A 25,763-nucleotide genomic window follows, 5' to 3' on the forward strand; every position below is an offset into this window, starting at 1 on the left:
TGCCGACGATTGATATTCCGGGCGGGGCGCCACTAGGCAGCCGTCTGCACAGTCGCGATTCAAGCGACCCAACGAATTTCCAAGATGCGAGAAGCGAACCTCACCATGATGCGCAGCCACTATTGCGGCCAGTTGAACGAAAGCCTGGACGGCCAGGAAATCACTCTTTGCGGCTGGGTGCACCGTCGCCGTGACCACGGCGGGGTCATCTTCCTCGATGTGCGTGACCGTGAGGGCCTGGCTCAGGTCGTGTTCGATCCCGACCGTGCCGAAACTTTCGCCGCCGCAGACAAGGTGCGCAGCGAATACGTGATCAGGATTACCGGCAAGGTGCGCCTGCGCCCGGCCGGTGCGGTCAACCCGAACATGACGTCCGGCGCCATCGAAGTGCTGGGTTACGAGCTCGAAGTTCTGAACGAGGCGGAAACCCCGCCATTCCCGCTCAATGAATACAGCGACGTAGGCGAGGAAACGCGCCTGCGCTATCGCTTCATCGACCTGCGCCGTCCCGAGATGGCTGAGAAGCTCAAGCTGCGCTCGAGAATCACCGCCAGCATCCGCCGCTACCTCGATGAGAATGGTTTTCTCGACGTCGAAACGCCTATTCTCGGGCGCCCGACCCCTGAGGGCGCACGTGATTACCTGGTGCCTAGCCGTACCCATGCCGGTAACTTCTTCGCGCTGCCCCAGTCGCCACAGCTCTTCAAGCAGCTGTTGATGGTTGCGGGTTTTGACCGTTACTACCAGATCGCCAAGTGTTTCCGTGACGAGGACCTTCGCGCCGATCGTCAGCCGGAATTCACCCAGATCGACATTGAAACCAGCTTCCTCAATGAGTCCGACATCATCGGAATCACCGAGGGAATGGTGCGCAAACTGTTCAAGGAAGTACTGGACGTCGAGTTCGGTGAGTTCCCGCATATGCCGTTCGAAGAAGCCATGCGTCGTTATGGCTCCGACAAGCCGGACTTGCGTATTCCGCTGGAGCTGGTCGACGTTGCCGATCAGCTGCAGCAGGTCGAATTCAAGGTATTCAGCGGGCCGGCGAACGATCCTAAGTGCCGTGTTGCCGCGCTGCGGGTCCCGGGCGGTGCAAGCATGCCGCGCAAGCAGATCGACGACTACACCAAGTTCGTCGGCATCTACGGTGCCAAGGGTCTGGCGTACATTAAGGTTAACGAACGCGCTAAAGGCGTTGAGGGCCTGCAGTCTCCCATCGTGAAGAACATTCCGGAAGACAAGCTAAACGTGATCCTTGATCGCGTTGGTGCTGTTGACGGGGACATCGTCTTCTTTGGTGCTGATAAGGCCAAGATCGTATCCGAGGCGCTGGGTGCACTGCGCATCAAGCTTGGCCACGATCTGAAGCTGTTGACCTGCGAGTGGGCGCCGATGTGGGTTGTCGACTTCCCGATGTTCGAGGAGAACGATGACGGCTCGCTCAGCGCGCTGCATCATCCGTTCACCGCGCCCAAGTGCACGCCGAAGGAGCTGGAGGCCAACCCGGCGGGTGCGCTGTCGCGTGCGTATGACATGGTTCTTAACGGAACCGAGTTGGGTGGTGGTTCGATCCGTATTCACCGTAAGGAAATGCAGCAGACGGTGTTCCGCATTCTGGGTATCGACGAGGCAGAGCAGGACGAAAAGTTTGGCTTCCTGCTCGATGCGCTCAAATTCGGCGCGCCGCCGCATGGCGGCCTGGCGTTCGGCCTCGATCGCCTGGTGATGCTGATGACTGGCGCGCAGTCGATTCGTGAAGTCATAGCTTTCCCGAAAACACAGAGCGCCGCAGACGTTATGACCCAGGCACCGGGTGCGGTGGATGGCAAGGCGTTGCGTGAGTTGCACATTCGCCTGCGTGAGCAGCCGAAAGCCGAATGACGGCACAAGAGCCCAGGGAAACCTGGGCTCTTGGTTTCAGCAAGATGAAAAGTTGATCGGAAAGGGAGGCAGTTAATGGCTGGTCATTCCAAATGGGCCAACATCAAGCACCGCAAGGGGCGTCAGGACGCCAAGCGCGGCAAGATCTTCACCAAGCTTATTCGCGAGCTGACGGTTGCCGCAAAGAGCGGGCCTATTCCTGCAGACAATCCACGCCTGCGTTTGGCAGTGGATAAAGCCTTGGTGGCGAATATGTCGCGGGACGTCATCGACCGTGCCATTGCGCGCGGCGCTGGCAACAACGAGGCCGACAACGTCGTCGAGTTGACCTATGAAGGCTATGCGCCTAGCGGGGTCGCCATCATTGTCGAGGCCATGACTGATAACCGTAACCGTACAGCTGCAGAAGTGCGTCATGCCTTCAGCAAGCATGGCGGCAATCTCGGTACGGATGGCTCGGTCGCCTACATGTTCGACCGCAAAGGGCAAATCAGCTTTGCGGCGGGTATAGAGGAGGATTCTCTGATGGAGGCCGCACTCGAAGCCGGCGCCGATGACGTGGAAATGGGCGACGACGGCTCAGCTCTAGTATCAACCAGTTTCACGGATTTTCATGCCGTCAATGAGGCACTGGGTGCCGCCGGCTTCAAGGGTGAGGAGGCGGATATTGCGATGATCCCCTCGATCTCCGCGCCGCTCACTGACCTGGAGACCGCTCAGAAGGTACTGCGCCTGATCGATGCGCTGGAGGATCTCGATGACGTGCAGAACGTCTACCATAACGCCGAAATTCCCGATGAAATCATGGAACAGCTGGACTGATCCGTTGCGTTGAGCAGAGGGCCGGAAGTCACTGAGTGCTTCCGGCTTTTTTGTTGGCGCCGAGCCTGGCGTCCCGTTATGTCGCTGGTCGCCGCGACGGGGCGTCCTTATACTGGTGGCTGGATAAATAGACAGTATGGCGACTGCATGACGCTTATTCTGGGGATTGACCCCGGTTCACGGATCACCGGCTACGGCGTAGTGCGGGATAACGGTCGCAGCTGCGAATATGTAGCGTCGGGCTGCATTCGGACCGGCAGCGGTGAGCTTTCGGCGCGCTTGCAGGCGGTATTCTGCGGCGTCAGCGAAGTCATTAGGCTTCATGGTCCTGTGACGATGGGCATCGAGCAGGTGTTCATGGCGCGCAACGCCGACTCCGCATTGAAGCTGGGTCAGGCGCGAGGGGCTGCAATCGTAGCGGCCGCTGAGCAGGGGCTGGAGATATCGGAGTACACCGCCACGCAGGTTAAACAGGCGATTGCAGGAACTGGCGGGGCGGATAAGCAGCAGGTGCAGATGATGGTGATGCATCTGCTGAAACTGACGCAGAAACCGCAAATCGACGCATCTGACGCTCTGGCCATTGCCTTGTGTCATGCACATCATCGTCAGAGCCTGATTCCACACGGTCTTGCTGGTGCTAAGCGAAGAGGCGGGCGCCTGCGGCTGTAGGCAAGTTCACCGGTGTTGTTTGAAGGTTGTATGAGCAATCCGATCGGCTAAAGATCGATCGAACGAGGATGTATCAACGTGATTGGACGCTTGCGCGGTACCTTGGCGGAAAAGCAGCCGCCTCATCTGATTCTCGATGTCAACGGCATCGGCTACGAGCTCGAAGTGCCCATGACTACACTTTATCGCCTGCCTTCGGTGGGTGAGCCAGTCATGCTTCACACCCATCTGGTGGTGCGTGAAGATGCGCATCTGCTCTACGGTTTTGCCGAAAAGCGCGATCGCGAACTGTTTCGGGAGCTGATTCGGCTGAATGGTGTCGGGCCTAAGCTTGCCTTGGCCCTTATGTCCGGCCTTGAGGTGGATGAGCTGGTGCGTTGTGTCCAGGCGCAGGACACCTCGGTTCTGGTCAAAATCCCCGGTGTTGGCAAGAAGACCGCTGAGCGGCTGTTGGTCGAGCTGAAGGATCGCTTCAAGGCCTGGGAGACCATGCCGTCCATCGCTACCTTGGTGGCGGAACCTCGGGGGGCTGTGGCAGTCTCAAGCGCCGAGAGTGATGCCGTCAGCGCGCTGATCTCCCTTGGCTTCAAGCCCCAAGAGGCGAGCCGTGCCGTAGCCTCCGTACAGGAAGACGATTTGAGCAGTGAAGACCTAATCCGCCGTGCACTGAAGGGAATGGTCTAACGTGGTTGCTCGAGCTTTTTTTGCTGGGTCGCTCGCCGCGTTGGGGGCGCAGCGTTATTCGCTTCCCTGCGACCGCGGCGAGTTGCCCGTGTGGTGTCTGATCTCGCAATCCATCTGCGCTCTGCCTGATTCGGCGTGCAGCAAGGGTGAGCGGTTATGATCGAAGCTGATCGTCTGATAGCTGCCACCGGTCGGGACCGCGAGGAGCAGTTCGACCGCGCCATCCGCCCGTTGAGCCTTGCTGAATATATTGGTCAGCCGGTGGTGCGCGAGCAGATGGATCTCTTCATCCGTGCGGCGCGTGGACGCAAAGAATCGCTGGATCACACGCTTATCTTTGGTCCGCCAGGGCTGGGTAAGACCACGCTGGCCAACATCATCGCCCAGGAAATGGGTGTCTCGATCAAAAGCACCTCAGGCCCTGTGCTTGAACGGCCGGGTGATCTTGCGGCGTTGCTGACGAACTTGGAAGAGGGTGATGTCCTGTTCGTCGACGAGATCCATCGACTGTCGCCAATCGTGGAGGAAGTGCTTTATCCCGCGATGGAGGATTTTCAGCTCGATATCATGATCGGTGAGGGCCCCGCGGCACGCTCGATCAAACTCGACTTACCGCCGTTCACCCTGGTTGGCGCGACCACGCGGGCCGGCATGCTCACCAATCCTCTACGCGATCGTTTCGGTATCGTCCAGCGTCTCGAGTTCTACTCGACGGCTGACCTGGCAACGATCGTAACTCGATCAGCCGGAATCCTCGGTCTAATTATCGAGGCGGAAGGGGCTGTTGAGATCGCCCGTCGCGCCCGTGGTACGCCGCGTATTGCCAATCGTCTGCTCCGTCGGGTGCGTGACTTCGCCGAAGTGCGTGGTAATGGCGAAATCAGCCGCAGTACTGCAAACCTTGCGCTGAACATGCTCGATGTCGATGAGCGCGGTCTGGATCATCAGGATCGCCGTTTGCTGCTGACGCTGATCGAGAAGTTCGATGGCGGTCCGGTTGGCATCGACAGCCTTGCAGCTGCTATCAGCGAGGAACGTCACACCATCGAGGATGTGCTTGAGCCCTATCTGATCCAGCAGGGTTACATCATGCGCACCCCGAGGGGGCGCGTCGTCACGCGTCACGCCTATCTGCATTTTGGTTTGAATTTGCCAAAACGCTTGGGCGATACACCGACTCCCGACCTTTTCAGTGGCGACACAGAGTGACGAAAATTTCTTTGTTTTACCCGATTGGCAATTGCAGGGCCTGGCACTAGTATGCGCGCGGAATCACAAGCTCAATTGTTCTCCCATCGGTGTCGCGTGTATTACGAAGATACCGATGCGGGTGGCATCGTTTACTACGTCAATTACCTAAAGTTCATGGAGCGGGCCCGTACCGAGCGGTTGCGTAGCCTGGGTTTTGCCCAGTCGCAGCTGGTTGGTGAAGACCTGCTTTTCGTCGTGCATTCGAGTGAAGCGCGTTACCACGCTCCGGCGCGTCTGGACGATGAGCTGCTGGTAACAGCCGAAGTGGTCGAGGTGAAGCGTGCAAGCCTGCGTTTTAAGCAGCAGGTGCGGCGAGCTGACGATGATGTACTGCTCTGTGAAGGGCAGTTCGTGGTGGCCTGTGTGCGCACCGAGAGTTTGAAACCCCGTCCCATTCCCGAGCTGCTTCGTGTCGCTTTCGTCGGGTCGGGTCTACCCCCAGCAGGAGAGTAAGCGTGGAATCCAACGTCGATCATATGTCCATGTGGAGCCTGATCAGCAACGCCAGCTTTGTGGTTCAGCTGGTCATGCTGATCCTGGTAGGCGCCTCGGTGACTTCATGGATCTTGATTTTTCAGCGCGGCAATATGATCCGAGCCGCCAAGCGTGCGCTGGACGCTTTTGAGGAGCGTTTCTGGTCGGGTATCGACCTGTCCAAGCTCTACCGGCAGGCCGGAAGCAATCCGGACCCGGACTCGGGCGTCGAGCAGATTTTTCGGGCAGGTTTCAAAGAGTTTTCCCGCCTGCGTCAGCAGCAGGGCGTCGATCCGGACGCGGTTATGGATGGTGTGAATCGTGCGATGCGAGTGGCCATCTCCCGCGAAGAAGAAAAGCTCGACCAGGGCCTGCCGTTCCTCGCAACCGTCGGTTCGACCAGCCCTTATATCGGCCTGTTCGGTACCGTGTGGGGCATCATGAACTCCTTCCGCGGGCTGGCGCAGGTTCAGCAAGCCACCCTAGCGACCGTTGCCCCAGGCATCGCCGAAGCATTGATCGCCACGGCGATCGGCCTTTTTGCGGCAATTCCAGCCGTCATCGCTTACAACCGCTTCGCCGCGCGTAGCGAGATGCTCATCGGTCGTTACTACACCTTTGCCGACGAGTTCCAGGCGATCCTCCATCGCAAAGTTCATACCTCCGAAGATTGAGGCCCGCTGGCCATGGCAAGAATTCGCAACAGACGCAAACCCGTTGCCGAGATGAACGTGGTGCCGTACATCGACGTGATGTTGGTACTGCTAGTGATCTTTATGGTGACCGCCCCAATGCTCAACCAGGGTGTGAAGGTGGACCTGCCAAAGGTCAGCAGCGAAGTGCTGCCTCAGGATAACGATGCGCAGGTGCTGACAATCTCGATCAAAGCCGATAAGACCTATTACTGGAACATTGGCAGCGAGGTCGACACCGATACCGTTCAGGACAAGGCGTTGACGCTCGAGGAAATGACCAAGGCGGTCACCGCGATCATGAACCAGAACCGCAGTCAGGGTAAGCAGATCCAGGTCTTCGTGCGAGGCGATAAAGCCGTGGATTACGGTTCGGTAATGGCGGCGATGGGCGGGCTGCAGGAAGCGGGCGTGGGTAACGTCGGCCTGATTACCGAGGCGCCTTGATGCAAAAGCCGGATCGTTCGCGCTCTGAGAGTCTCTACTGGCCCACCATTTTGGCGGTGGGCCTGCATGTCATAATTTTTGGGATGCTCTTCGTTAGCTTCGCTATGACGCCGGAGCTTCCGCCGTCCAAGCCTATCGTCCAGGCCACCCTGTATCAGCTCAAATCCCAGAGCCAGGCCAAAGTACAAACGAACCAGAAAATTGCGGGCGAAGCGCAGAAGACCGCTGCTAAGCAGTATGAAGCCGAGCAGCTGGAGCAGCGTAAGGTCGAACAGCAAAAGCAGGCGGCCGCAAAAGCTGCGGAACAAAAAAAGGCTGATGAGGCTCGAAAGGCCGAGGCAGCCAAGGCTGATGCAGTGAAGAAAGCCGCCGAAGCCAACAAAGCCGGTGAAGCAAAAAAAGCCGAGCAGCTGAAGCAGGCGGAGATAGCCAAGAAAAAAGCGGCTGAAGAAGCGCAGAAGAAAAAAACTGCCGAGGAAGCGAAAAAGAAGGCCGCTGCCGAAGCGGCGAAAAAGAAAGCTGCAGAAGAGGCGAAGAAAAAAGCGGCTGCTGAGGCAGCAAAGAAGAAGACCGCCGAGGAGGCTAAGAAAAAAGCCGCAGCCGAGGCTGCCCGTAAGGCTGCTGAAGACAAAAAGGCACAAGCATTGGCCGAGCTACTTTCGGATGATACGGAACGGCAGCAGGCGATGGCCGATACACAGGGCGACCAGACCGCGGGCAATTTTGATGATCTGATTCGCATGAGGGCTGCTGAAAACTGGACTCGGCCACCGTCGGCGCGAAATAACATGTCGGTAACGCTACGAGTCAACATGCTGCCGGACGGCACCATCACCGCTGCGACTGTTTCACGTTCCAGTGGCGATGCACCGTTCGACAGCTCCGCAGTAGCGGCAGTAAAGAATATCGGTCGGCTGACCGAGATGCAGGGGCTCTCTGCTCAGGATTTTCAGCCGTATCGTTCGTTCACGATGACGTTTACGCCTGAGGATCTTGCGTTGTGATCAATTACCTTCGAGGTTTCATCGTTCTTCTCTTGTTTGTGCTGGGTAATGCCACAGCCCAGGAGAAGAACATCGTTGTTACCAGCGGCGCGGACCGGGCGATCCCGATCGCAGTGGTGCCGTTCGGCTGGCAGGGTGGCACTGTCCTGCCTGAAGACATGGCCGAGATAATCGGCAATGACATGCGCAATTCCGGAATCTTCCAGCCGATTCCCAAGCAGAACATGATCAGTCTGCCCACTCGTGGCACTGAGATCATCTTTCGTGACTGGAAGGCGCTCGGCGCGCAATACGTCATGGTCGGTAGTATCACTCCGGCTGCCAGCAAGCTGCAGATCCGCTACGAGGTGTACAACGTAGCCACCGAACAGCAGATTTTGACTGGCACTGTCGGTGGTTCTCAAGACCAACTGCGGGACATGGCGCACTACGCGTCCGATCAGGCGTTCGAAAAGCTCACGGGCATCAAAGGCGCGTTCTCGACCCGTCTGCTGTATGTCACAGTCGAGCGTCTTGGTGGGGCCAATACTCGCTATACCCTGCAACGCTCCGACTACGACGGTGCTCGGGCGGTGACCTTGCTGCAATCCCGAGAGCCCATCCTTTCCCCGCGTTATTCGCCGGACGGACGCCGTATCGCCTACGTTTCATTTGAGCAGAAGCGTCCGCGCATCTTCATGCAGCACATCGATACCGGTCGTCGCGAACAGATCACCAATTTCGAGGGGCTCAACGGTGCTCCGGCATTCTCGCCGGACGGCAATCGCTTGGCATTCGTGTTGTCCAAGGACGGCAATCCAGAGATCTATGTGATGGACCTCGGCTCGCGTCAGTTGCAGCGTCTCACTGACCATTATGCGATCGACACGGAGCCATTCTGGGGTGCTGATGGCCAAACCATCTATTTCACCTCAGACCGCGCCGGCAAGCCGCAGATCTACAAGCAGCGTCTTGGCACCAATAACGCCGAGCGCGTTACCTTTGTGGGCAACTACAACGCTAACCCTAAGTTGTCGGCCGATGAGAAGACGCTGGTCATGATCCATCGTCAGGAGGGTTACACGAATTTCAAGGTCGCGGCGCAAGACCTGCAGCGTGGCAATCTGCGCATCCTCTCCGAGACAAGTTTAGATGAGTCGCCCACTGTTGCGCCTAATGGCACCATGCTAATCTACGCGACCCGCCAGCAGGGCCGGGGAGTCTTGATGCTCGTATCAATCAATGGTCGAGTTAGGCTCCCGCTTCCTACTGCTCAAGGCGAAGTCCGTGAGCCATCGTGGTCCCCTTACCTGAACTGATGCGGTATCAACGCTTTATCTAACCAAAACACACCTGGGGTTGTTACACATGGAAATGCTGAAATTCGGTAAGTTCGCTGCGCTGGCTCTGGCTATGGCCGTAGCTGTTGGTTGTTCGTCTAAGGGCGGCGACGATTCTGGCGAAGGTTCCTCTGCCATTGATCCGAACGCTGGTTATGGTGCCGATAGTGGTGCCGTTGACGGCAGCATGAGCGAAGAAGCTGCTCTGCGCGCTATCACTACTTTCTATTTCGAATACGACAGCTCGGACCTGAAGCCGGAAGCCATGCGCGCTCTGGACGTTCATGCCAAGGATCTGAAGTCCGCTGGCAACCGCGTTGTTCTGGAAGGCCACACTGACGAGCGTGGTACTCGTGAGTACAACATGGCTCTGGGCGAGCGTCGCTCCAAGGCTGTTCAGCGTTACCTGGTTCTGCAGGGCGTATCGCCTGCACAGCTGGAATTGGTTTCCTACGGTGAGGAGCGTCCGGTTGCCATGGGCAACGACGAGCAGTCCTGGGCTCAGAACCGTCGCGTTGAACTGCGTAAGTAATAAGCCATGCTCAAGCACCGTTATGCTCTGACGCTTTTTGCACTTGGACTGCCGCTGTTTGCGGCGGCCCAGGTTCCGGTAGTGGACTACGACTCGCAAAACCAAAGTGGTGCGGCTGGGTCGGGTTATTCAACCGAGGCGGATACTGGCGGTGCCTATGTCGGGGGCGGAGCGTCAGCTCCGTCTTCGGCGCAGGGCATGCTCTTCGTGCAGTTGCAACAAATGCAGGAAGAGATCGCGCAATTGCGCGGTATGCTCGAAGTGCAGCAGAACGAGATCCAGCGCCTGAAGCAGGAAGGGCTGGAGCGTTATCAAGATTTAGACCGTCGCTTGTCGGCTGCCTCTTCGGGTGGATCGACCAGCCAGAATTCTTCGACCGCTGGTGCAATTGACGCTAGCGGGGCCGCGCAGGCGCCCACAGGCACCTCAACAGCGCAAACGGCGAGCAGCCAGTCAGCCGATCCTGAAAAGGAAAAGCTTTATTACGACGCTGCATTCGATCTGATCAAAGCAAAGGATTTCGACAAAGCCAGTCAGGCATTTGCCGCTTTCCTGCGCAAGTACCCCAGTAGTCCCTACGCGGGTAATGCCCAATATTGGTTGGGTGAAGTGAATCTCGCCAAGGGTGATCTGCAAGGTGCCGGACAGGCATTTGCCAACGTCAGCCAGGCGTATCCTCAGCACAACAAGGTGCCCGATTCGTTGTACAAGCTTGCGGATGTCGAGTTGCGTATGGGTAACCGTGACAAGGCCAACGGGATTCTTCGGCAGGTCATTGCCGATTATCCGAACAGCTCAGCTGCGCAGTTGGCTCAGCGTCAGCTGAATCGATAGGCCATCCCTTGCTTCTGCTTCAAACCCGCCCCTCCGGCGGGTTTTTTCGTTAGAATCGCGGCCCCTTCCCGCAACGGAGGCGGATGGCCTGTTTAGCCGTTACGCCCGTGGCTGATATGCACCATATCTTGCGAATTACCGAGATCTTCCATTCGCTGCAGGGCGAGACGCGCTCCACTGGCCTGCCCACTGTGTTCGTCCGCCTGACCGGCTGCCCGCTGCGCTGTCAGTACTGCGATACTGCCTATGCCTTCGGTGGCGGCGAGGTCATGTCGCTCGATACTGTTTTGGCACGCGTCGCCGCGTATCGACCGCGGTACGTTTGCGTCACGGGTGGTGAACCACTGGCCCAGCCGAACTGCATACCATTGCTTAGGCATTTATGTGACGCCGGCTACGAAGTTTCTCTGGAAACCAGTGGCGCTTTGGATATCTCGGCGACTGACGTGCGGGTAAGTCGGGTGGTAGACCTGAAAACGCCAGGCTCGGCAGAAGTGGCACGCAACCGCTACGAGAACATCGGTCATCTAACGCGCAATGACCAGGTCAAGTTCGTGATCTGCTCGCGTGAAGACTACGACTGGGCAGTGACCAAGCTGATTGAGTACAGGCTAGAAGCTCGGGCGGGTGAAGTGCTTTTTTCACCCAGCCATGGGCAGGTAGAGGCGCGGGCGCTGGCCGACTGGATTGTCGCCGACAACCTTCCGGTGCGACTGCAGTTGCAGCTGCACAAAATTCTCTGGAACGATGCGCCTGGACATTGACTGGTCGCAGCGGTTTTCGACGGGCTTTAATTATGACTTCCAAGAAAGCTGTAATCCTCTTGTCCGGCGGGCTCGATTCGGCGACCGTGGTCGCGATGGCCAAAGCTGACGGTTATGCCTGCTACAGCATGAGCTTCGATTATGGCCAGCGTCATCGCGCAGAGCTGCAGGCTGCGGAGCGGGTGGCTCAGCACTTGGGCGTAGTTGAGCACAAGGTGATTGGTATGAATCTTAACGGGATCGGCGGATCGGCTTTGACCGATAGCAGTATCGCCGTGCCTGAAGAGCTAGGAGAAGGAATACCTGTCACCTACGTGCCGGCACGCAACACCCTGTTTCTTTCCCTGGCATTGGGTTGGGCTGAGGTGCTGGGCGCCCGGGACATTTTCATTGGTGTGAATGCAGTCGACTACTCAGGCTATCCAGATTGTCGCCCGGAGTTTGTCGAGGCTTTTGAGCGGCTGGCCAATCTCGCCACCAAGGCGGGTGTAGAAGGGCGCGGGTTTTCCATTCATGCCCCGCTGCAGGACCTAAGCAAAGGGGAGATCATCCAAGCTGGCGAGCGTTTAGGTGTCGACTACGGCATGACCGTTTCCTGCTATCAGGCAGACGAAGATGGGCGCGCGTGTGGCAAGTGCGACAGCTGCCGATTACGTGCAGCCGGCTTCAGCGAAGCTGGTGTCCTTGACCCTACACGCTACAAGTGATTCAAAAAAACTTGATTTACTCAATCAAATCAGTATCATGCGCTCCGCATCGGGTCGTTAGCTCAGTTGGTAGAGCAGTTGGCTTTTAACCAATTGGTCGTAGGTTCGAATCCCACACGACCCACCAAATTCCCTAGGGAACGAAAAAGCCGGAGGCCGTAAGGTCATCCGGCTTTTTTATATCCGCAGTTTATATAGCTATAAGAACGAGCGTGCGACACGGTTATTAAGGTCAATTCCTCTACGACCTTGGTATGTGACCCGAGCGTCTTTAAACGTACTAGACTGCCATCTTCCGATTTCTCAGTGGTTCGAGGCTCAAATGTATTCTGATCGCATCCGCTTGTCCTCCCTGCATAGCAAGGTCATGAGCGCCGACGAGGCCGCTACTCATGTGCTCGACGGTATGACTGTCGGCATGAGCGGTTTTACCCGTGCCGGTGAAGCCAAGGCCGTTCCCATGGCGCTGATCAAGCGCGCCAAGGAAAATCCGCTGAAAATCAGCCTGATCACCGGCGCCAGCCTTGGAAATGATCTGGACGGCCTGATGGCTGAGGCTGGCCTGCTGGCCCGTCGTATGCCGTTCCAGGCAGACGCAGCGCTGCGCAAGGCGATCAACGCCGGCGAGGTCATGTTCATCGATCAGCACCTGTCGCATACCGTCGAGCAGATGCGTAACCACCAGATCAAGAAACCCGATCTCGCGATCATCGAGGCCGTTGCTATTACAGAAGATGGTCACATCGTGCCGACCACGTCGGTGGGTAACTCCGCCAACCTGGCTCTGTTTGCCGACAAGGTGATCATCGAGCTGAACATGGCGCACAACCCCAACCTGGAAGGTCTGCACGACATCTACATCCCGGGTGAGCGCCCGAATCGCCAGCCGATTCCACTGCTGAAAGTCGATGATCGCATCGGCACTGGCGCCATCCCGATCGACCCGGCGAAGATCGCCGCTATCGTTGTGACGAACCAGCCTGATTCCTATTCCACGGTCACGCCGCCGGACGACGAGACTCAGGCCATCGCCAACCACCTGATCCACTTCTTCAAGAAGGAAGTTGATGCAGGTCGTCTGAGCAACAGTCTCGGCCCGCTGCAGGCCGGTATCGGCAACATCGCCAATGCCGTGATGTGCGGCCTGATCGATTCGCCGTTCGAAAATCTGGTGATGTACTCCGAGGTGCTGCAGGACTCCACCTTTGATCTGATCGACGCGGGCAAGATGGTTTTTGCTTCCGGTTGCTCGATCACCCTGTCCGAGCGCTGCAACAACCGCGTGTTCGGCAATCTGGAAAAATACAAGGACAAGCTAGTTCTGCGTCCCCAGGAGATTTCCAACCATCCGGAGCTGGTGCGTCGCATCGGCATCATCGGCATCAATACTGCGCTCGAATTCGATATCTACGGCAACGTCAACTCAACCCACGTTGGCGGTACCAAGATGATGAACGGCATCGGCGGTTCGGGTGACTTCGCCCGTAATGCCCATATGGCCATCTTCGTCACCAAGTCGATCGCCAAGGGCGGCGATATCTCCAGCGTGGTTCCGATGGTCGCGCACGTCGACCACACTGAGCACGATGTCAGCATCCTAGTAACCGAACAGGGCCTGGCTGACCTGCGTGGCTTGGCGCCTCGTGAGCGTGCGCGTGCGATCATCGACAACTGCGTGCATCCGTCCTACCGCGATGCGTTGAATGCTTACTTCGATGCGGCTTGCAAGAAGGGTGGGCAGACGCCGCACCTGCTGCACGAAGCGATGGATTGGCATACCAATCTCGAAGAACGTGGACACATGCTCAAGGGCAAGTGATGCAGTGCCCGCCGACGAAAGTCGGCGGGCTTTTCAGTTCAGGCTGATCTTTTGTTGTTTCCCCATCCGCTTTCACTTTTCTGAAAGCTTCGGCTAGTATTCCGCCCCCTTGGTAACGGCAGGGGTGAAAGGCTCGGCCAGTCCTCGCTTCATCTCTTCCTTCGCTACGTCCGTATTCTCGGCCTCGATGGCTATAATCGGCGGCTCGTACACCGCCGTGCTTGCAGGAACCAGCGAACATGACGCATATCCCCGAACGTATTCTTGTGCAGGCTCATCTGGCGGCCAAGCAGCCCAAGCCGCTGACGCCTGAGCAGGAGGCGCAGTTGCGCAGCGATATCGCCGCCGAGCTGAAGCGGCAGAATGCGGTGCTGGTTGCCCACTATTACACCGACCCGGTGATCCAGGCGTTAGCCGAGGAGACCGGCGGCTGCGTTTCGGATTCGCTGGAGATGGCAAGATTCGGCAATGAACATAGCGCGCAGACCGTGGTTGTCGCAGGCGTCAAGTTCATGGGTGAAACTGCAAAGATTCTTAATCCCGAGAAGCGCGTCCTGATGCCGACGCTGGAGGCCACCTGCTCGTTGGATCTGGGTTGCCCGGTCGAGGAGTTCTCGGCATTTTGCGACCAGCATCCAGAGCGTACAGTCGTTGTTTACGCCAATACGTCGGCCGCGGTGAAGGCGCGTGCCGATTGGGTCGTCACCTCCAGTTGCGCCCTTGAAATCGTTGAGAGCCTGATGGACAACGGCGAAAAGATCATTTGGGCTCCCGACAAGCACCTCGGAAACTATGTGCAGCGTGAAACCGGTGCCGACATGCTGTTGTGGGACGGCGCTTGTATCGTTCACGAGGAGTTCAAGTCGAAGCAGTTGGAGGACATGAAAGCGCTCTATCCGGACGCAGCAGTGCTAGTCCATCCGGAGTCGCCTGAATCGGTGATCGCGCTTGCCGACGCTGTAGGGTCGACGAGTCAACTGATCAAAGCTGCTCAGACCCTGTCCAACCCGATGTTCATCGTCGCTACGGACCGGGGGATCTTTTACAAGATGCAGCAGCTTTGCCCGGACAAGCAGTTCATCGAGGCGCCGACGGCCGGCAGTGGCGCCACCTGTCGGAGTTGCGCTCATTGCCCGTGGATGGCGATGAATACACTCGAGCGCACGCTTGATTGCCTGCGCACTGGCAGCAACGAGATACGGGTCGATCCGGCTTTGATTCCGCGAGCGGTCAAGCCGCTCAAACGCATGCTCGAATTCACTCAGGCCGCTCGCATCAGGCAGGCTGGCAACGCCTGACGCAAGAGCTTGGGCGGGTTGTGAACCTGAGTCCTGCGGCAGCCTGAGGCTGCTGCAGACTCAACGCAACATGTCCTCCACCATACGTTTTTCTTCGATCAGCTGTTTCTGCCGGGCATCAATTCGTGCCGCGCTCTGGAAGTTGTTCGAGCGACGTTTGGCGAAGTCCAACTGCTCGATTGCCTGATCATAATCACCAACAAGTGCGAAATATTCCGCGCGGGCCTGATGCAGGCCGATGATGTTGCCGGTGAGGCCACGGATTTCTGCAACCTGATACCAGATGTCCGGGTCCTGTGGCCGGGCGTCCACTAGAGCGTCAAGCTCCTGCTCGGCATCCTGCAGTTTGTTTTCCTTGATCAGCAGATCAATGTTCGCCTGGCGAACCGGATAATTTCCTGGGTAAAGGTCAAGCAAGCTCTGCATCCGCGCGCGCGCGGCGGCAAGGCGGTTGGCTGTGATGTCCAGCTCGATCTGGGCAAGGTTGTAGGTGGCATCGTCCGGTTCCTTTGCCAGCAATGGCTCAAGGTTCAACGCGGCTTCCTTCAGTTGGCCACTTTTCATCTGCGCCAGCGCCAGCCCGTAGCGAGCCGCGTCGAGGTTCGGATCGTCCGCTAGCATCGCGCGGAAGCGCTTGGCGCTGACCCCGGGCGTGCTTTCGAATTTCAGGTCCATGCGGGCGCGTAGCAACTGATACTTCAGACTGTCTTCGACGCCTGTATCGGGGTATTGCTCGGCGCGGTTCTTGGTGTCGGCAATACGTGATTCGGTGACCGGGTGGGTGAGAAGGAATTCCGGTGGCTTCTGGTCGTAACGATACTGGCGCATCAGGCGGCCGAACATCTCAGGCATGGCGCGCGGGTCGTAGCCGGCTCGTTCGAGGTTGATGATGCCAATCCGATCGGCTTCTTGCTCATTCTGTCTGGAGAAACGACGCTGAGACTGAATTGCAGCCGCTTGGGTCGAAATAATGGCTGCGATGCCGGCATCGCCTGCACCAGCCGCAGCTGCGACGACGCCGGCGAGCATGGCCGCCATCAGCGGTAGCTGCATACGTTTTTGCGCTTCCAGCCCGCGAGCGAAATGGCGTTGCGACAGGTGGGCCAGTTCGTGCGCGAGTACCGAGGCGTACTCGGCTTCAGTCTGCGCATGAAGGAACAATCCGCCATTGACCCCAATGATGCCGCCGGGCGCGGCAAAGGCGTTCAGCTGTGGACTGTCGAGCAGCACGAATTCCAGGCGACGATCCTGTAGCTGGCTGGTTTCGGCCAGGCGATAAACGCTGCGCTCCAGATAGTCCTTCAGCAGCGGATCGGACAGCTGAGGGACCTGGCCACGCAACAGGCTGAGCCAGGCTCTGCCCAGCTGATGCTCCTGCTCTGGCGAGACGATGCCGGAGCTGGAGTCGCCGAGCGAGGGAAGGTCGTTGGCTAGTACCGGCTGGCCGATCAGGCAGGCAAGTGTCAGCAGGGTAGGGCGCAGCAATTTCATCCAGACTGGCTCTTGAAGGCGGGAGCGCTACTGTAGCCTTGTGCTCGGGTCGCTGGCCAGAGCCGGGCGCAGCTCGGTATCCTGCAGCCCTTTCGAGGAGATGAACATGATTCAACAGGGTGCCCCCGGCATGGCCTGTGACGCCGAGCTGGATGCGGTCGGGCTGGCCTGCCCGATGCCGCTGTTAAAGGCCAAGCTGGAACTCAATCGACTGGCCAGCGGGCAAGTGTTGAAGGTCACCGCGACCGACCCGGGATCGCAACGCGACTTTCGCAGTTTCGCCAATCTGGCCGGCCATACGCTGCTGCACGAAGATGCGAACGAAGGGCTTTACCGTTACTGGCTGCGCAAGGCCTGACGGCTGTTAAGGAAGGCATATGCTCAACGTGTTACGGAGTTGGATACATCGCTATTTCTCGGATGAGGAGGCGGTGGTCCTTGGGGTTCTGCTGGTAGTCGCCTTTGCGACAGTGTTGACCCTCGGTCACATGCTGGCCCCGGTCATCGCCGGCTTGGTGCTGGCGTATCTGATGCAGGGGTTGGTCGGTGCGCTGGAGCGAATCAAGCTGCCGCATCTGATAGCGGTTTGGCTGGTGTTTTTGATGTTCATCGGTCTGCTGACCGTCTGCATACTGTTCTTGGCGCCGTTGATGTGGCAGCAGGTGCTGACGCTGTTCAACGAGCTCCCGCGAATGCTAGTGGAATGGCAGTCGCTGCTGCTTCTTCTGCCCGAGCGCTACCCCCAATTGCTCACTGAAGTACAGGTGCTGCGGGGTATCGATTTCATCCGCGGCGAGGTCGGTCGTTATGGCCAAATCATGCTCACGTCTTCGTTGTCGAGCCTGCCGCTGCTGCTGAGCTTGATGATCTATCTGATCCTGGTGCCGATCCTGGTGTTCTTTTTTCTCAAAGATCGCCAACAGATTAACGATTGGCTCAGTGGTTACCTGCCGCACGAGCGAGGGCTGATCACCCAGGTCGCGCAGGAAATGAATGTGCAGATCGCTAACTACATACGCGGCAAAGCGATCGAGATTCTGATCTGTGGTGTGGTCTCGTATGCAGTGTTCGCCGCGCTTGAGCTGAACTATGCGGCGTTACTGGCCATGCTCGTCGGGATTTCGGTGGTGGTGCCCTATATCGGGGCCACTGTCGTTACCATTCCGATCGCATTGATCGGGCTCTTTCAGTGGGGGCTGGGCGACCAGTTCATCTACTTGATGGTGGCCTACGCCATTATCCAGGCGTTGGATGGCAACGTTTTAGTACCGCTGTTGTTTTCCGAGGCGGTGAATCTGCACCCTGTTGCGATTATCTGCGCCGTGCTGCTGTTCGGTGGCTTGTGGGGCTTCTGGGGCGTGTTCTTCGCGATTCCCTTGGCGACCCTGTTCAAGGCCGTGCTTTACGCTTGGCCGCGCCGGCCGGCCACCCTGCCGGTGGTGGAACACGTCGGATAGTTCCAAAGACGGCGCGCCGGAAGGGTGAGTCGGTGGGGAGCGCAGCAGGCGAGGCCACGGCAAGCTGCAAGCCGTAGCCTCAGCATTCCCGGTTTGCTGCGATGGAGCTTGGTAGGTCGCTCGGATCAGCCCTGGTGCAATGCTTGGGCGGCCTGCAGTACGGCGTCTACATGCCCTGGCACCTTCACCCCGCGCCATTCCTGTCGCAGCACGCCGTCAGCGTCGATGAGGAAGGTGCTTCGGTCTATGCCCAGATACTCCTTGCCGTAAAGCTTTTTCAGCTTGATCACGTCGAATAGCTGGCAAAGCTGCTCGTCTTTGTCGCAGATCAGCTCGAAGGGGAAGCCCTGCTTGGTCTTGAAGTTCTCATGGGTCTTCAGACTGTCCCGCGACACGCCGAAAACGATCGTGTCGGCCGCAATGAAGGCATCGTGCTGATCGCGAAAGCCCTGGCCTTGGGTCGTGCAGCCCGGAGTATTGTCCTTCGGGTAGAAGTACAGGACCACCTGCTTGCCCTTCAACGCATCGAGGCTGACCTGCGTGTTGCTGGTCGCCTGTGCCTGGAAGGCCGGCACGGGTTGGTCAACGGCTACGGACATGGTGGTCTTTTCCTAAATTAAGGGTTCTGAGGGCGCCAGGGTTCGATCAACGCATCCAGGTTCAGTGCGTCGGCGAAATCGAGGAACTGGTCCCGTAGCCAGCTGATCTGCGTGCCAGCCGGCAATGTGACGGTCATCGTCGCGTTGAGCATGGTGCCGCCAGTTTGCGGTGCCTCATAGGTATCGCATGTAAGGGCTTCGAGCTCGACACGATGGTCGATAAAGAACTGGCACAACTCGTTGAGGATGTCTGGACGATAGGCCGAGCTGACATACGCCACATAGGGCAGCGCCTGCGGTCGAGTCTCCAGTGCTTCGCTGCGCACCACATTAGTGGTGAACTCGTGCTTCTTGGCCAGGCCGGGCAGGGCCGTCTCCATTCGAGCAAGCGCGTCCCAGCTTCCGGTGATCTCCAGAACCAGGGCACAGCATTCGCCGTGTCGGGTCAGGCGCGTACTGACAACGGCGCAGCGATTCTCGTTGCTGGCTCGGCAAAGCACATTGGTGAGCGCCATCGGGCTCCGGCCCATGGCGCTGATGACGAGAAACTGTTCTCGGGGTACTGGGGGGGTGGACATGCAGATTCCTGGCGGTGATGAATCGGTCGGCCAGCCAAGCCGAAAATGGCTAAGGGTAGCGAAAAGCGTCGTCAGAGGGAATGCGTCGGCCGAGTAAGCCAGTTGACTGTCGCACCGATGCTCAGTCGTTCCGGCGGACGATGCCTCCAGCGTACTCGCAAAGCGCTCGGGAGCCTTGTACCATTACGCCTCTCTTTTTCCGGCAGGAGTGGGTTGCATGATTGCGGGCAGTATGGTGGCGTTGGTCACTCCCATGGACGCGCAGGGTGGTCTTGATTGGGATAGCCTGAGCAAGCTGGTCGACTTCCATCTCCAGGAAGGCACTCATGCAATCGTTGCGGTCGGTACTACTGGCGAAGCGTCTACCCTCGAAGTGGCTGAGCATATCGAGGTGATCCGTCGAGTAGTCGACCAGGTCAACGGTCGAATCCCAGTGATCGCCGGTACCGGGGCCAACTCAACGCGTGAAGCCGTCGAGCTGACTGAAAACGCCAAGCAGGCCGGCGCTGACGCCTGTCTTCTGGTGACGCCGTACTACAACAAGCCGACGCAGGAAGGTATGTATCTTCACTTCCGCCACATCGCCGAAGCTGTAGCGATTCCCCAGATTCTTTACAACGTTCCCGGGCGTACTGCCTGCGACATGCTGCCAGAAACCATCGAACGCTTGGCCAAGGTGTCGAATATCATCGGCGTTAAAGAAGCAACCGGTGATCTCAAGCGCGGGCAGGAGGTGCTCGATCGCGTCGCCAAGGACTTCCTTGTCTATTCCGGTGATGACGCGACTGCCGTGGAACTGATGCTGATGGGTGGCAAGGGCAACATCTCCGTTACCGCGAACGTTGCGCCGCGCGCGATGAGCGAGCTGTGTACCGCTGCTATCGCTGGCGATGCCGACAAGGCGCGCGCCATCAATGCGCTGTTGATGCCGTTGCACCAGACACTGTTCCTTGAGGCCAATCCGATTCCGGTGAAATGGGCTCTGCACGAGATGGGTCTTATACCGGACGGCATTCGCCTGCCGCTCACCTGGCTTAGCCAGCGTTGCCACGAGCCGCTTCGCGACGCGATGCGTCAGTCCGGTGTGCTGGCCTGATAGTCTCAGGCGTACTGGTTTAATAATGAAGGAACATGCATGAAGCGATTGGCCGGCCTCTCGACCCTAGCCTTGATCATCTCTGGAACCAGCGGTTGTGGCTGGTTGTGGGGTGAAGACGGATACTTCCGCGACCGTGGCAGCGACTACCTGCAGGCACAGCAGGTGCCGCCGATGCAGGTGCCTGGCGATGTCGAGCTGCGCCCGATCGAGCCGCTACTGCCAATCCCCCAGCAAGTAGCCGACAGCCGTGCGACAGGCGAGTACGAAGTGCCCCGTCCACAGCGTCTTGTCGCCGCCGAAGAGGCGAGCGAATACACCCTGCAAACATCTGAAGATGCGCGCTGGCTTGTTGCTATGCGTGCTCCTTCGCAAGTGTGGGCAGCTGCCCGTCAGTTCTTCACCGATAACGGCTTCCAGATTGCTGAAGAGCGGCCTCAAACCGGTGAGTTCGTAACCGCCTGGCAGACCCGCGATCAGCTCTCGCCAGCATTGGTGCGCAACCTTGGTCTGGGTGAAGGCGAAACCCGTGTAAGGGTTCGCGTCGAGCCCGGTGTGCAGCGTGATACCAGCGAGGTCTTCTTGGTCAGCGTTCAGCGCCCCGCAGACAGCAGCGCCGATGTTGCCTGGCCCGACACACCGGCAAATGCGGAGCGTGATCGTGTATTGCTCGACGAACTGCAGGCGGGGCTGAACAACAGCACCGCACAAGGTGGATCCGCCTCGCTGCTGGCTGAGCGCGAGTTCGACGCGCCAAGCCGTGTCACACTCAGTGAAGCCGGCAGCGGCGAGCCAGTGTTGCAGCTTGATACCGATTTCAACCGTGGTTGGTCGAGCGTCGGTCGTGCTCTAGCTGCGAGCGATATCCTCGTCGAGGATTTGGATAGAAGCCTTGGCGTTTACTACGTCAATCTGGCGGAAGGCGCGGCTAATCCAGACGAGAAGCCAGGTTTCTTCTCGCGCTTGTTCGGTGGAGCCCCTGACCGCGAAGAAATCGAAGCCCGCGCCGAACGTTATCAGGTACGAGTGACCGCCGTGGGAGACAAGGTACAGGTCACCCTCGACAAGGATCTCGACACCGTTGCTCCGGCTGAAACCTCGCGACGCGTGCTGAATATGCTCAAGGACAACCTGGACTGATTCTGCAAAACAGTCCGCTTCGATCAAGTCAGGCGAAACCTTTCGGTTTCGCCTGTTTCGTTTGATGACTGATCCAATCGTTGCGGCTGCGCTGTTGCGCAAGCCGGCGTAGGTTCGGCAACCGCGAGAATCGCCATGACCACTCCCAATTCCCTCAGCCTGAAGAAAATCTATTCCGGCAAGGTGCGTGATCTGTACGAGATCGACGACAAGCGCATGCTGATGGTCGCCACCGACCGGCTTTCCGCGTTTGATGTGATCCTAGCCGAACCGATCCCGGAGAAAGGCAAGATCCTGACCGCCATTTCCAACTTCTGGTTCGACAAGCTTGCGCAGCTGGTCCCTAACCATTTCACCGGCGACAAGGTCGAGGACGTTGTATCTGCCGCGGAGCTGCCTCTGGTAGAGGGGCGGGCAGTTGTGGCTAAGCGTCTGAAGCCTGTGGCAGTCGAGGCCATCGTGCGGGGCTATATCGTTGGCTCAGGCTGGAAGGAGTACCAGCAAAACGGAACCGTCTGCGGCATCAAGCTGCCAGCCGGCCTGAAAGAGGCGGCCAAGCTGCCGCAGCCGATCTTTACGCCGTCGACCAAGGCGGCCGTGGGCGATCACGACGAGAACATCTCCTTCGAGCAGTGCGAAGCCATTATCGGTAAAGAGCTTGCGGCGAAGGTGCGCGATACCTCCATCGCGCTGTACAGTGCAGCAGTCGCGTACGCAGCAACGCGGGGCATCATCATCGCCGATACCAAATTCGAGTTCGGCCTTGATGAAAACGGCGAGCTGACACTGATGGATGAAGTGCTTACGCCCGACTCCAGCCGCTTCTGGCCTGCAGACAGTTACGCTGAAGGGAGCAACCCGCCGAGCTTCGACAAACAGTTTGTCCGCGACTGGTTGGAATCCACCGGCTGGAACAAGGAGCCGCCAGCCCCGCCTGTCCCTGCTGATGTCGCGCAGAAGACTGCCGACAAATACCGTGAAGCGCTGACGCGCCTGACCAGCTGATTGGAGGCAACCGGGCGGGGCTGATCACTGCGGCCAGCCTGGCTATCACGATACGGCGCCGCTAAAAAATCTGAACAGTTGGGGTTAGACAAAATATACCGAGCTGCTATGATGCGCGCCGCTGGAGAGATGCCGGAGTGGCCGAACGGGACGGATTCGAAATCCGTTGAACTGGCAACAGTTCCTAGGGTTCAAATCCCTATCTCTCCGCCATTATTGCTACGCGAAGCCCCGTAATACGGGGCTTTTTCGTTTCTGGGCAATTTTGTTCCCCCATTTGTTCCCCCAGTTAAGCGTCACGTCATCAAGCGAGTCCAAACGCCATACTTGGAGTTACGACCTTTCATGATGTGCTACCCAAGCTATCCGACGCCTCTATATCAAAAACGCATGAACGCCTCCCCAGTCACTTATTCTGAGTCCCTTAGCGCAGATAGGTGGCGGATTCGGCATTGAGCGTAATCGGCTCCTACCTAAAGCCCATTCACGCTGAGCTGGTTTCTGCTGGCTAGGACCTTCTGAAGGATAGGCTGCATATCCGACGCTCTAGACGTACCCAGGCGGCAACGGCCCTAGATTCTGTGGAGTAGGGCTTCTCGTGCATTGGTGGACTTGCCCCTACAAAACCGGACACCAACTCCCCGTTAAATTGATGCTGCTGCCAAGCGCCTGAACTCCCTCGGCGAGCGGTATTTCAAAGCGCTGTGCGGATGCTGCTCGTTGTAATGCTCGAAGGCAATTGCCAGGTTGCGCAGCGCCGTTTCTCGATCCGGTTTGGGCATGTGCGCCACGTAGTCACGCTTGATCGTCTTCACGAAGCTCTCAGCCATGCCGTTGCTTTGCGGGCTGCGAACTGGGGTGGTCACCGGCTGCAAGCCGATCTGTCGAGCAAACAGGCGTGTCTGTTCGGCGGTGTACGCCGAGCCGTTGTCGCTTAGCCATTGCACCGGCGTGGCGGGCAGTTGATCACCAAAGCGCTTCTCCACGCTTTCCAGCATCAAATCGCGGATATCATCGCCGCTGTACCCGGTCGGGCTCGCGACCCAGCCGATGGCTTCGCGATCACAGCAATCCAGGGCGAAGGTCACGCTCAGTTTGGCGCCGTCCTCGCAACGGAACTCAAAGCCGTCCGAGCACCAACGCGTATCGCTGGCTTCCACCGCAATACGGCCTTCGTGCCGACGCGGCACACCGGGCTGTTTGATGCGGCGCTCAAGCAGCAAGTTGTGATCACGCATGACCCGGTAAACCCGCTTCACATTGATCGCCGGTAGCGACTGGGTTTCACGGGCGCGACGCAGCAATCCCCAGACGCGGCGGTAGCCGTAGCTGGGAAGTTTGAATCGCCCCAGGTTTTCTAGACACTCTCCAGGCTCTGGAAATAGCGCTTTTCAAACTCTACCGGCGACAGCTGATTGTTGAAACCGTGCCGGCGTTTTGGGTTGTAGAACATCTCGATGTAATCGAAAACATCAGCGCGAGCATCCTGTCTGGTGCTGTAGATCTTTCGCCTGATCCGCTCCCGCTTCAGCAGCTGGAAAAAGCTTTCCGCCACCGCATTGTCATGGCAGTTGCCACGTCGACTCATGCTGCCAAGCAAGTTGTTGGCTTTCAGGAAACTCTGCCAGTCACCGCTGCTGAACTGACTACCTTGGTCTGAGTGAATCATCACCTCTTGGTTTGGCTTACGCCGCCAAACCGCCATCAGCAATGCATCAATAGCCAAATCGCTGGTCATCTGTGGCTTCATCGACCAACCGATTACCTGCCGCGAAAACAGATCGAGCACCACCGCCAAAAATAACCAACCCTCATAGGTGCGGATGTAGGTGATGTCCGTAACCCAGACTTTGTTGGGCTCGGTGACATTGAATCGACGCTCAAGATGATTCGGTGAAGCCGCTGGAGGCTTACCACCATAGCGGCCCGGTCGGCGGCGATACCCTGTCTGTGAGCGCAGCCCTTCCAAGCGCATCAGTCGAGCAACACGATGCTTGCCGCATGCTTCTCCAAGCTCACGCAGGTCGTCGTGGATTTTGCGGTAGCCGTACACACCGCCGCTCTCTAGCCACGCGTGCTTGATTAGTCCAAGCAGGCGTTGATCATCCTTGGCTCGTGCCGACTTCGGTTCAGCCAGCCACGCGTAGTAACCGCTGGCATGTACTTTCAGGGTCAGGCACAGGCGGCGAACCGAATAGTCTGCGGATAACTGATTGATGAAGGCGTACTTCAGCCGCACTCCTTGGCAAAGTACGCGGCGGCCTTTTTTAGGATGTCTCGCTCTTCGGTCACGCGCTTGAGTTCGGCACGCAGGCGACGTAACTCAGCGTGTTGATCGTCTTCTTGCGCTCGCTGCTCTTGGGGCTTGCTGTAGCGCTTCACCCAGGCATACAGGCTGTGGGTCGACATGCCCAAACGAGCAGCTACCTCCGCCACTGGCAGACCTCGTTCGGTCACCTGTTTGACTGCTTCGATTTTGAATTCTTCGGGATAACGCGGGTTGCTCATGGCACCTCCTAGTGGGCCGTATTATGAGGCCTGGAGGTGTCTACGAAACCAGGGGCGATTCAGTTCGCTGACCTGTTGCTGGATTTCAACTACCAGATCAGCATCGTTCACAGGCCTGCTCCGCCGTACTTTGGGGGATGCCGATTGCTTGATTCGAACCGTTAATTGCGAGCGCGCCACACCGAGACATTCGCTGACCAGCTTCACTGGTCGTCCCCCGGCAACAAGGGTGAGTGCGCAATCCATTTTCGCGACCGGGCGATCTCCACGGCCTCTTTGAGGATTTCTGCTTCCATCGTTTTCTTGCCCAGCATCCGTTGCAGTTCACGGATCTGCTTGAGCGCATCGCTCAGCTCGGAGGCAGGTACCACGGCTTCGCCAGCACTGACCGCCGACAAACTGCCGTCTTGGTAAAGCTTGCGCCACAGGAATAGTTGGTTGGCATTGATGCCGTTACGCCGAGCCACCAACGAAACGCTCTGCCCGGGCTCAAGGCTCTCTCGAACCATGGTCAGCTTTTGCTCAGGGCTCCAGCGGCGCCGCCGCTCCCGACCCAAAAGCTCCCCACTCTTATCGTTGCTATTAGTCATAAACATAACCGTTTGCCTATCCCTTATCGTAAGGGGGAAACGGTGTCCTGTCTTTCAGGGGGCTCGTTCAATTGGCGGTATCCGGCAAATGATCGGCGG

Annotated in this window: 27 protein-coding genes, 2 tRNA genes and 1 pseudogene; 24 read left to right on the top strand and 6 right to left on the bottom strand. The window is 58.1% G+C overall.

Annotated features, from left to right (window positions below; genetic code table 11):
• Positions 1-105 precede the first annotated feature (105 nt).
• The 17 genes from C1896_07535 (at position 106) to C1896_07615 (ending at position 15,200) form a co-directional block, all read left to right on the top strand.
• Positions 106-1,881, top strand: a complete 1,776-nt coding sequence (locus tag C1896_07535) for an aspartate--tRNA ligase (protein ID AZZ47569.1) — start codon at positions 106-108, stop codon at positions 1,879-1,881.
• Positions 1,882-1,956: 75 nt separating this feature from the next.
• Positions 1,957-2,703 carry a YebC/PmpR family DNA-binding transcriptional regulator gene (locus C1896_07540; GenBank protein AZZ44779.1) on the top strand — a complete coding sequence of 249 codons (747 nt, stop codon included), beginning with the start codon at positions 1,957-1,959 and terminating at the stop codon, positions 2,701-2,703.
• A 147-nt stretch (positions 2,704-2,850) separates the two neighbouring features.
• Positions 2,851-3,375, top strand: a complete 525-nt coding sequence (locus C1896_07545) for a crossover junction endodeoxyribonuclease RuvC (GenBank protein AZZ44780.1) — start codon at positions 2,851-2,853, stop codon at positions 3,373-3,375.
• Between the two features lie 78 nt (positions 3,376-3,453).
• Positions 3,454-4,059, top strand: a complete 606-nt coding sequence (locus C1896_07550; protein ID AZZ44781.1) for a Holliday junction branch migration protein RuvA — start codon at positions 3,454-3,456, stop codon at positions 4,057-4,059.
• A gap of 156 nt (positions 4,060-4,215) precedes the next feature.
• Positions 4,216-5,268, top strand: coding sequence for a Holliday junction branch migration DNA helicase RuvB (locus tag C1896_07555; protein ID AZZ44782.1), 1,053 nt, complete (start codon positions 4,216-4,218; stop codon positions 5,266-5,268).
• A gap of 51 nt (positions 5,269-5,319) precedes the next feature.
• On the top strand, positions 5,320-5,763 hold the full coding sequence (ybgC, locus tag C1896_07560; protein AZZ44783.1) for a tol-pal system-associated acyl-CoA thioesterase: 444 nt from the start codon (positions 5,320-5,322) through the stop codon (positions 5,761-5,763).
• 2 nt (positions 5,764-5,765) lie between these two features.
• Entirely contained in the window at positions 5,766-6,458 is a 693-nt protein-coding gene (gene tolQ, locus C1896_07565) for a protein TolQ (protein AZZ44784.1), read from the top strand.
• Between the two features lie 12 nt (positions 6,459-6,470).
• Positions 6,471-6,923 (top strand): protein TolR, encoded by a 453-nt coding sequence (tolR, locus tag C1896_07570; GenBank protein AZZ44785.1) that lies wholly within the window; start codon positions 6,471-6,473, stop codon positions 6,921-6,923.
• Positions 6,923-7,927 carry a cell envelope integrity protein TolA gene (gene tolA, locus C1896_07575; GenBank protein AZZ44786.1) on the top strand — a complete coding sequence of 335 codons (1,005 nt, stop codon included), beginning with the start codon at positions 6,923-6,925 and terminating at the stop codon, positions 7,925-7,927. Before tolR ends, tolA begins: the two co-directional genes overlap by 1 nt.
• Positions 7,924-9,225 (top strand): Tol-Pal system beta propeller repeat protein TolB, encoded by a 1,302-nt coding sequence (tolB, locus tag C1896_07580; GenBank protein AZZ44787.1) that lies wholly within the window; start codon positions 7,924-7,926, stop codon positions 9,223-9,225. Before tolA ends, tolB begins: the two co-directional genes overlap by 4 nt.
• Before the next feature lie 49 nt (positions 9,226-9,274).
• The gene (gene pal, locus C1896_07585) at positions 9,275-9,778 is read left to right on the top strand and encodes a peptidoglycan-associated lipoprotein Pal (GenBank protein AZZ44788.1); all 504 of its coding nucleotides are present in this window, start codon (positions 9,275-9,277) and stop codon (positions 9,776-9,778) included.
• 6 nt (positions 9,779-9,784) lie between these two features.
• Positions 9,785-10,612 carry a tol-pal system protein YbgF gene (ygbF, locus tag C1896_07590; protein ID AZZ44789.1) on the top strand — a complete coding sequence of 276 codons (828 nt, stop codon included), beginning with the start codon at positions 9,785-9,787 and terminating at the stop codon, positions 10,610-10,612.
• Between the two features lie 116 nt (positions 10,613-10,728).
• The gene (locus tag C1896_07595) at positions 10,729-11,376 is read left to right on the top strand and encodes a 7-carboxy-7-deazaguanine synthase QueE (GenBank protein ID AZZ47570.1); all 648 of its coding nucleotides are present in this window, start codon (positions 10,729-10,731) and stop codon (positions 11,374-11,376) included.
• Between the two features lie 32 nt (positions 11,377-11,408).
• The gene (queC, locus tag C1896_07600) at positions 11,409-12,083 is read left to right on the top strand and encodes a 7-cyano-7-deazaguanine synthase QueC (protein AZZ44790.1); all 675 of its coding nucleotides are present in this window, start codon (positions 11,409-11,411) and stop codon (positions 12,081-12,083) included.
• A gap of 51 nt (positions 12,084-12,134) precedes the next feature.
• A tRNA-Lys gene (locus C1896_07605) sits at positions 12,135-12,210 on the top strand.
• 195 nt (positions 12,211-12,405) lie between these two features.
• The gene (locus tag C1896_07610) at positions 12,406-13,902 is read left to right on the top strand and encodes a propionyl-CoA--succinate CoA transferase (protein ID AZZ44791.1); all 1,497 of its coding nucleotides are present in this window, start codon (positions 12,406-12,408) and stop codon (positions 13,900-13,902) included.
• Between the two features lie 239 nt (positions 13,903-14,141).
• Positions 14,142-15,200: a quinolinate synthase NadA gene (locus C1896_07615; GenBank protein ID AZZ44792.1), complete on the top strand. Its 1,059-nt coding sequence runs from the start codon at positions 14,142-14,144 to the stop codon at positions 15,198-15,200.
• 60 nt (positions 15,201-15,260) lie between these two features.
• Here C1896_07615 and C1896_07620 read toward each other — a convergent pair whose 3' ends face one another.
• Positions 15,261-16,691 carry a peptidase M48 gene (locus tag C1896_07620; protein ID AZZ44793.1) on the bottom strand — a complete coding sequence of 477 codons (1,431 nt, stop codon included), beginning with the start codon at positions 16,689-16,691 and terminating at the stop codon, positions 15,261-15,263.
• A 106-nt stretch (positions 16,692-16,797) separates the two neighbouring features.
• On the opposite strand from C1896_07620, the gene C1896_07625 reads away from it, so the two are divergent.
• Positions 16,798-17,049 (top strand): sulfurtransferase TusA family protein, encoded by a 252-nt coding sequence (locus tag C1896_07625; GenBank protein ID AZZ44794.1) that lies wholly within the window; start codon positions 16,798-16,800, stop codon positions 17,047-17,049.
• A 19-nt stretch (positions 17,050-17,068) separates the two neighbouring features.
• Positions 17,069-18,148, top strand: coding sequence for an AI-2E family transporter (locus C1896_07630; protein AZZ44795.1), 1,080 nt, complete (start codon positions 17,069-17,071; stop codon positions 18,146-18,148).
• A 125-nt stretch (positions 18,149-18,273) separates the two neighbouring features.
• Here the strand turns inward: C1896_07630 and C1896_07635 are convergent, their stop codons facing one another.
• Both C1896_07635 and C1896_07640 read right to left on the bottom strand, forming a co-directional pair.
• The gene (locus C1896_07635; GenBank protein ID AZZ44796.1) at positions 18,274-18,747 is read right to left on the bottom strand and encodes a peroxiredoxin; all 474 of its coding nucleotides are present in this window, start codon (positions 18,745-18,747) and stop codon (positions 18,274-18,276) included.
• 17 nt (positions 18,748-18,764) lie between these two features.
• Complete coding sequence (locus C1896_07640) at positions 18,765-19,325, bottom strand: glycine cleavage system protein R (protein AZZ44797.1); 561 nt, start codon at positions 19,323-19,325, stop codon at positions 18,765-18,767.
• A 217-nt stretch (positions 19,326-19,542) separates the two neighbouring features.
• Here C1896_07640 and C1896_07645 point away from each other — a divergent pair, with 217 nt between their 5' ends.
• From C1896_07645 to C1896_07660, 4 genes are all read left to right on the top strand, one after another.
• Complete coding sequence (locus tag C1896_07645; protein AZZ44798.1) at positions 19,543-20,421, top strand: 4-hydroxy-tetrahydrodipicolinate synthase; 879 nt, start codon at positions 19,543-19,545, stop codon at positions 20,419-20,421.
• A 39-nt stretch (positions 20,422-20,460) separates the two neighbouring features.
• The gene (locus tag C1896_07650; GenBank protein ID AZZ44799.1) at positions 20,461-21,561 is read left to right on the top strand and encodes a hypothetical protein; all 1,101 of its coding nucleotides are present in this window, start codon (positions 20,461-20,463) and stop codon (positions 21,559-21,561) included.
• Positions 21,562-21,696: 135 nt separating this feature from the next.
• Positions 21,697-22,566, top strand: coding sequence for a phosphoribosylaminoimidazolesuccinocarboxamide synthase (locus C1896_07655; GenBank protein ID AZZ44800.1), 870 nt, complete (start codon positions 21,697-21,699; stop codon positions 22,564-22,566).
• 123 nt (positions 22,567-22,689) lie between these two features.
• A tRNA-Ser gene (locus C1896_07660) sits at positions 22,690-22,779 on the top strand.
• Positions 22,780-23,210: 431 nt separating this feature from the next.
• Here the strand turns inward: C1896_07660 and C1896_07665 are convergent.
• Positions 23,211-23,903, bottom strand: a pseudogene (locus C1896_07665) (IS3 family transposase).
• Positions 23,904-23,923: 20 nt separating this feature from the next.
• A protein-coding gene (locus C1896_07670; protein AZZ44801.1) for an IS3 family transposase occupies positions 23,924-25,074 on the bottom strand; the annotation gives its coding sequence in 2 pieces (ribosomal slippage) (positions 23,924-24,831 and positions 24,831-25,074; 1,152 coding nt in all).
• Between C1896_07670 and C1896_07675 the strand changes: the two genes are divergently transcribed.
• Positions 25,073-25,354, top strand: coding sequence for a hypothetical protein (locus C1896_07675; GenBank protein ID AZZ44802.1), 282 nt, complete (start codon positions 25,073-25,075; stop codon positions 25,352-25,354). The genes C1896_07670 and C1896_07675 overlap by 2 nt on opposite strands.
• Here the strand turns inward: C1896_07675 and C1896_07680 are convergent.
• Positions 25,278-25,670, bottom strand: coding sequence for a hypothetical protein (locus tag C1896_07680; GenBank protein AZZ44803.1), 393 nt, complete (start codon positions 25,668-25,670; stop codon positions 25,278-25,280). The genes C1896_07675 and C1896_07680 overlap by 77 nt on opposite strands.
• Between the last annotated feature and the right edge of the window lie 93 nt (positions 25,671-25,763).

It is taken from the genome of Pseudomonadaceae bacterium SI-3 (assembly GCA_004010935.1).
In the GTDB taxonomy this organism is placed as follows: Bacteria; Pseudomonadota; Gammaproteobacteria; order Pseudomonadales; family Pseudomonadaceae; genus Stutzerimonas.

Bases quoted from the DNA above. Each gene is read 5' to 3' on its own strand.
- C1896_07655 (AZZ44800.1), top strand. From the start codon at position 21,697: ATGACCACTCCCAATTCCCTCAGCCTGAAGAAAATCTATTCCGGCAAG.
- C1896_07675 (AZZ44802.1), top strand. From the start codon at position 25,073: ATGGCACCTCCTAGTGGGCCGTATTATGAGGCCTGGAGGTGTCTACGA.
- tolA (AZZ44786.1), top strand. From the start codon at position 6,923: ATGCAAAAGCCGGATCGTTCGCGCTCTGAGAGTCTCTACTGGCCCACC.
- tolR (AZZ44785.1), top strand. From the start codon at position 6,471: ATGGCAAGAATTCGCAACAGACGCAAACCCGTTGCCGAGATGAACGTG.
- C1896_07595 (AZZ47570.1), top strand. From the start codon at position 10,729: ATGCACCATATCTTGCGAATTACCGAGATCTTCCATTCGCTGCAGGGC.
- C1896_07650 (AZZ44799.1), top strand. From the start codon at position 20,461: ATGAAGCGATTGGCCGGCCTCTCGACCCTAGCCTTGATCATCTCTGGA.
- ybgC (AZZ44783.1), top strand. From the start codon at position 5,320: ATGCGCGCGGAATCACAAGCTCAATTGTTCTCCCATCGGTGTCGCGTG.
- pal (AZZ44788.1), top strand. From the start codon at position 9,275: ATGGAAATGCTGAAATTCGGTAAGTTCGCTGCGCTGGCTCTGGCTATG.
- C1896_07610 (AZZ44791.1), top strand. From the start codon at position 12,406: ATGTATTCTGATCGCATCCGCTTGTCCTCCCTGCATAGCAAGGTCATG.
- C1896_07555 (AZZ44782.1), top strand. From the start codon at position 4,216: ATGATCGAAGCTGATCGTCTGATAGCTGCCACCGGTCGGGACCGCGAG.
- C1896_07535 (AZZ47569.1), top strand. From the start codon at position 106: ATGATGCGCAGCCACTATTGCGGCCAGTTGAACGAAAGCCTGGACGGC.
- C1896_07640 (AZZ44797.1), bottom strand. From the start codon at position 19,325: ATGTCCACCCCCCCAGTACCCCGAGAACAGTTTCTCGTCATCAGCGCC.
- C1896_07615 (AZZ44792.1), top strand. From the start codon at position 14,142: ATGACGCATATCCCCGAACGTATTCTTGTGCAGGCTCATCTGGCGGCC.
- C1896_07545 (AZZ44780.1), top strand. From the start codon at position 2,851: ATGACGCTTATTCTGGGGATTGACCCCGGTTCACGGATCACCGGCTAC.
- C1896_07620 (AZZ44793.1), bottom strand. From the start codon at position 16,691: ATGAAATTGCTGCGCCCTACCCTGCTGACACTTGCCTGCCTGATCGGC.
- C1896_07680 (AZZ44803.1), bottom strand. From the start codon at position 25,670: ATGTTTATGACTAATAGCAACGATAAGAGTGGGGAGCTTTTGGGTCGG.
- C1896_07645 (AZZ44798.1), top strand. From the start codon at position 19,543: ATGATTGCGGGCAGTATGGTGGCGTTGGTCACTCCCATGGACGCGCAG.
- C1896_07625 (AZZ44794.1), top strand. From the start codon at position 16,798: ATGATTCAACAGGGTGCCCCCGGCATGGCCTGTGACGCCGAGCTGGAT.
- ygbF (AZZ44789.1), top strand. From the start codon at position 9,785: ATGCTCAAGCACCGTTATGCTCTGACGCTTTTTGCACTTGGACTGCCG.
- C1896_07635 (AZZ44796.1), bottom strand. From the start codon at position 18,747: ATGTCCGTAGCCGTTGACCAACCCGTGCCGGCCTTCCAGGCACAGGCG.
- queC (AZZ44790.1), top strand. From the start codon at position 11,409: ATGACTTCCAAGAAAGCTGTAATCCTCTTGTCCGGCGGGCTCGATTCG.
- C1896_07540 (AZZ44779.1), top strand. From the start codon at position 1,957: ATGGCTGGTCATTCCAAATGGGCCAACATCAAGCACCGCAAGGGGCGT.
- C1896_07630 (AZZ44795.1), top strand. From the start codon at position 17,069: ATGCTCAACGTGTTACGGAGTTGGATACATCGCTATTTCTCGGATGAG.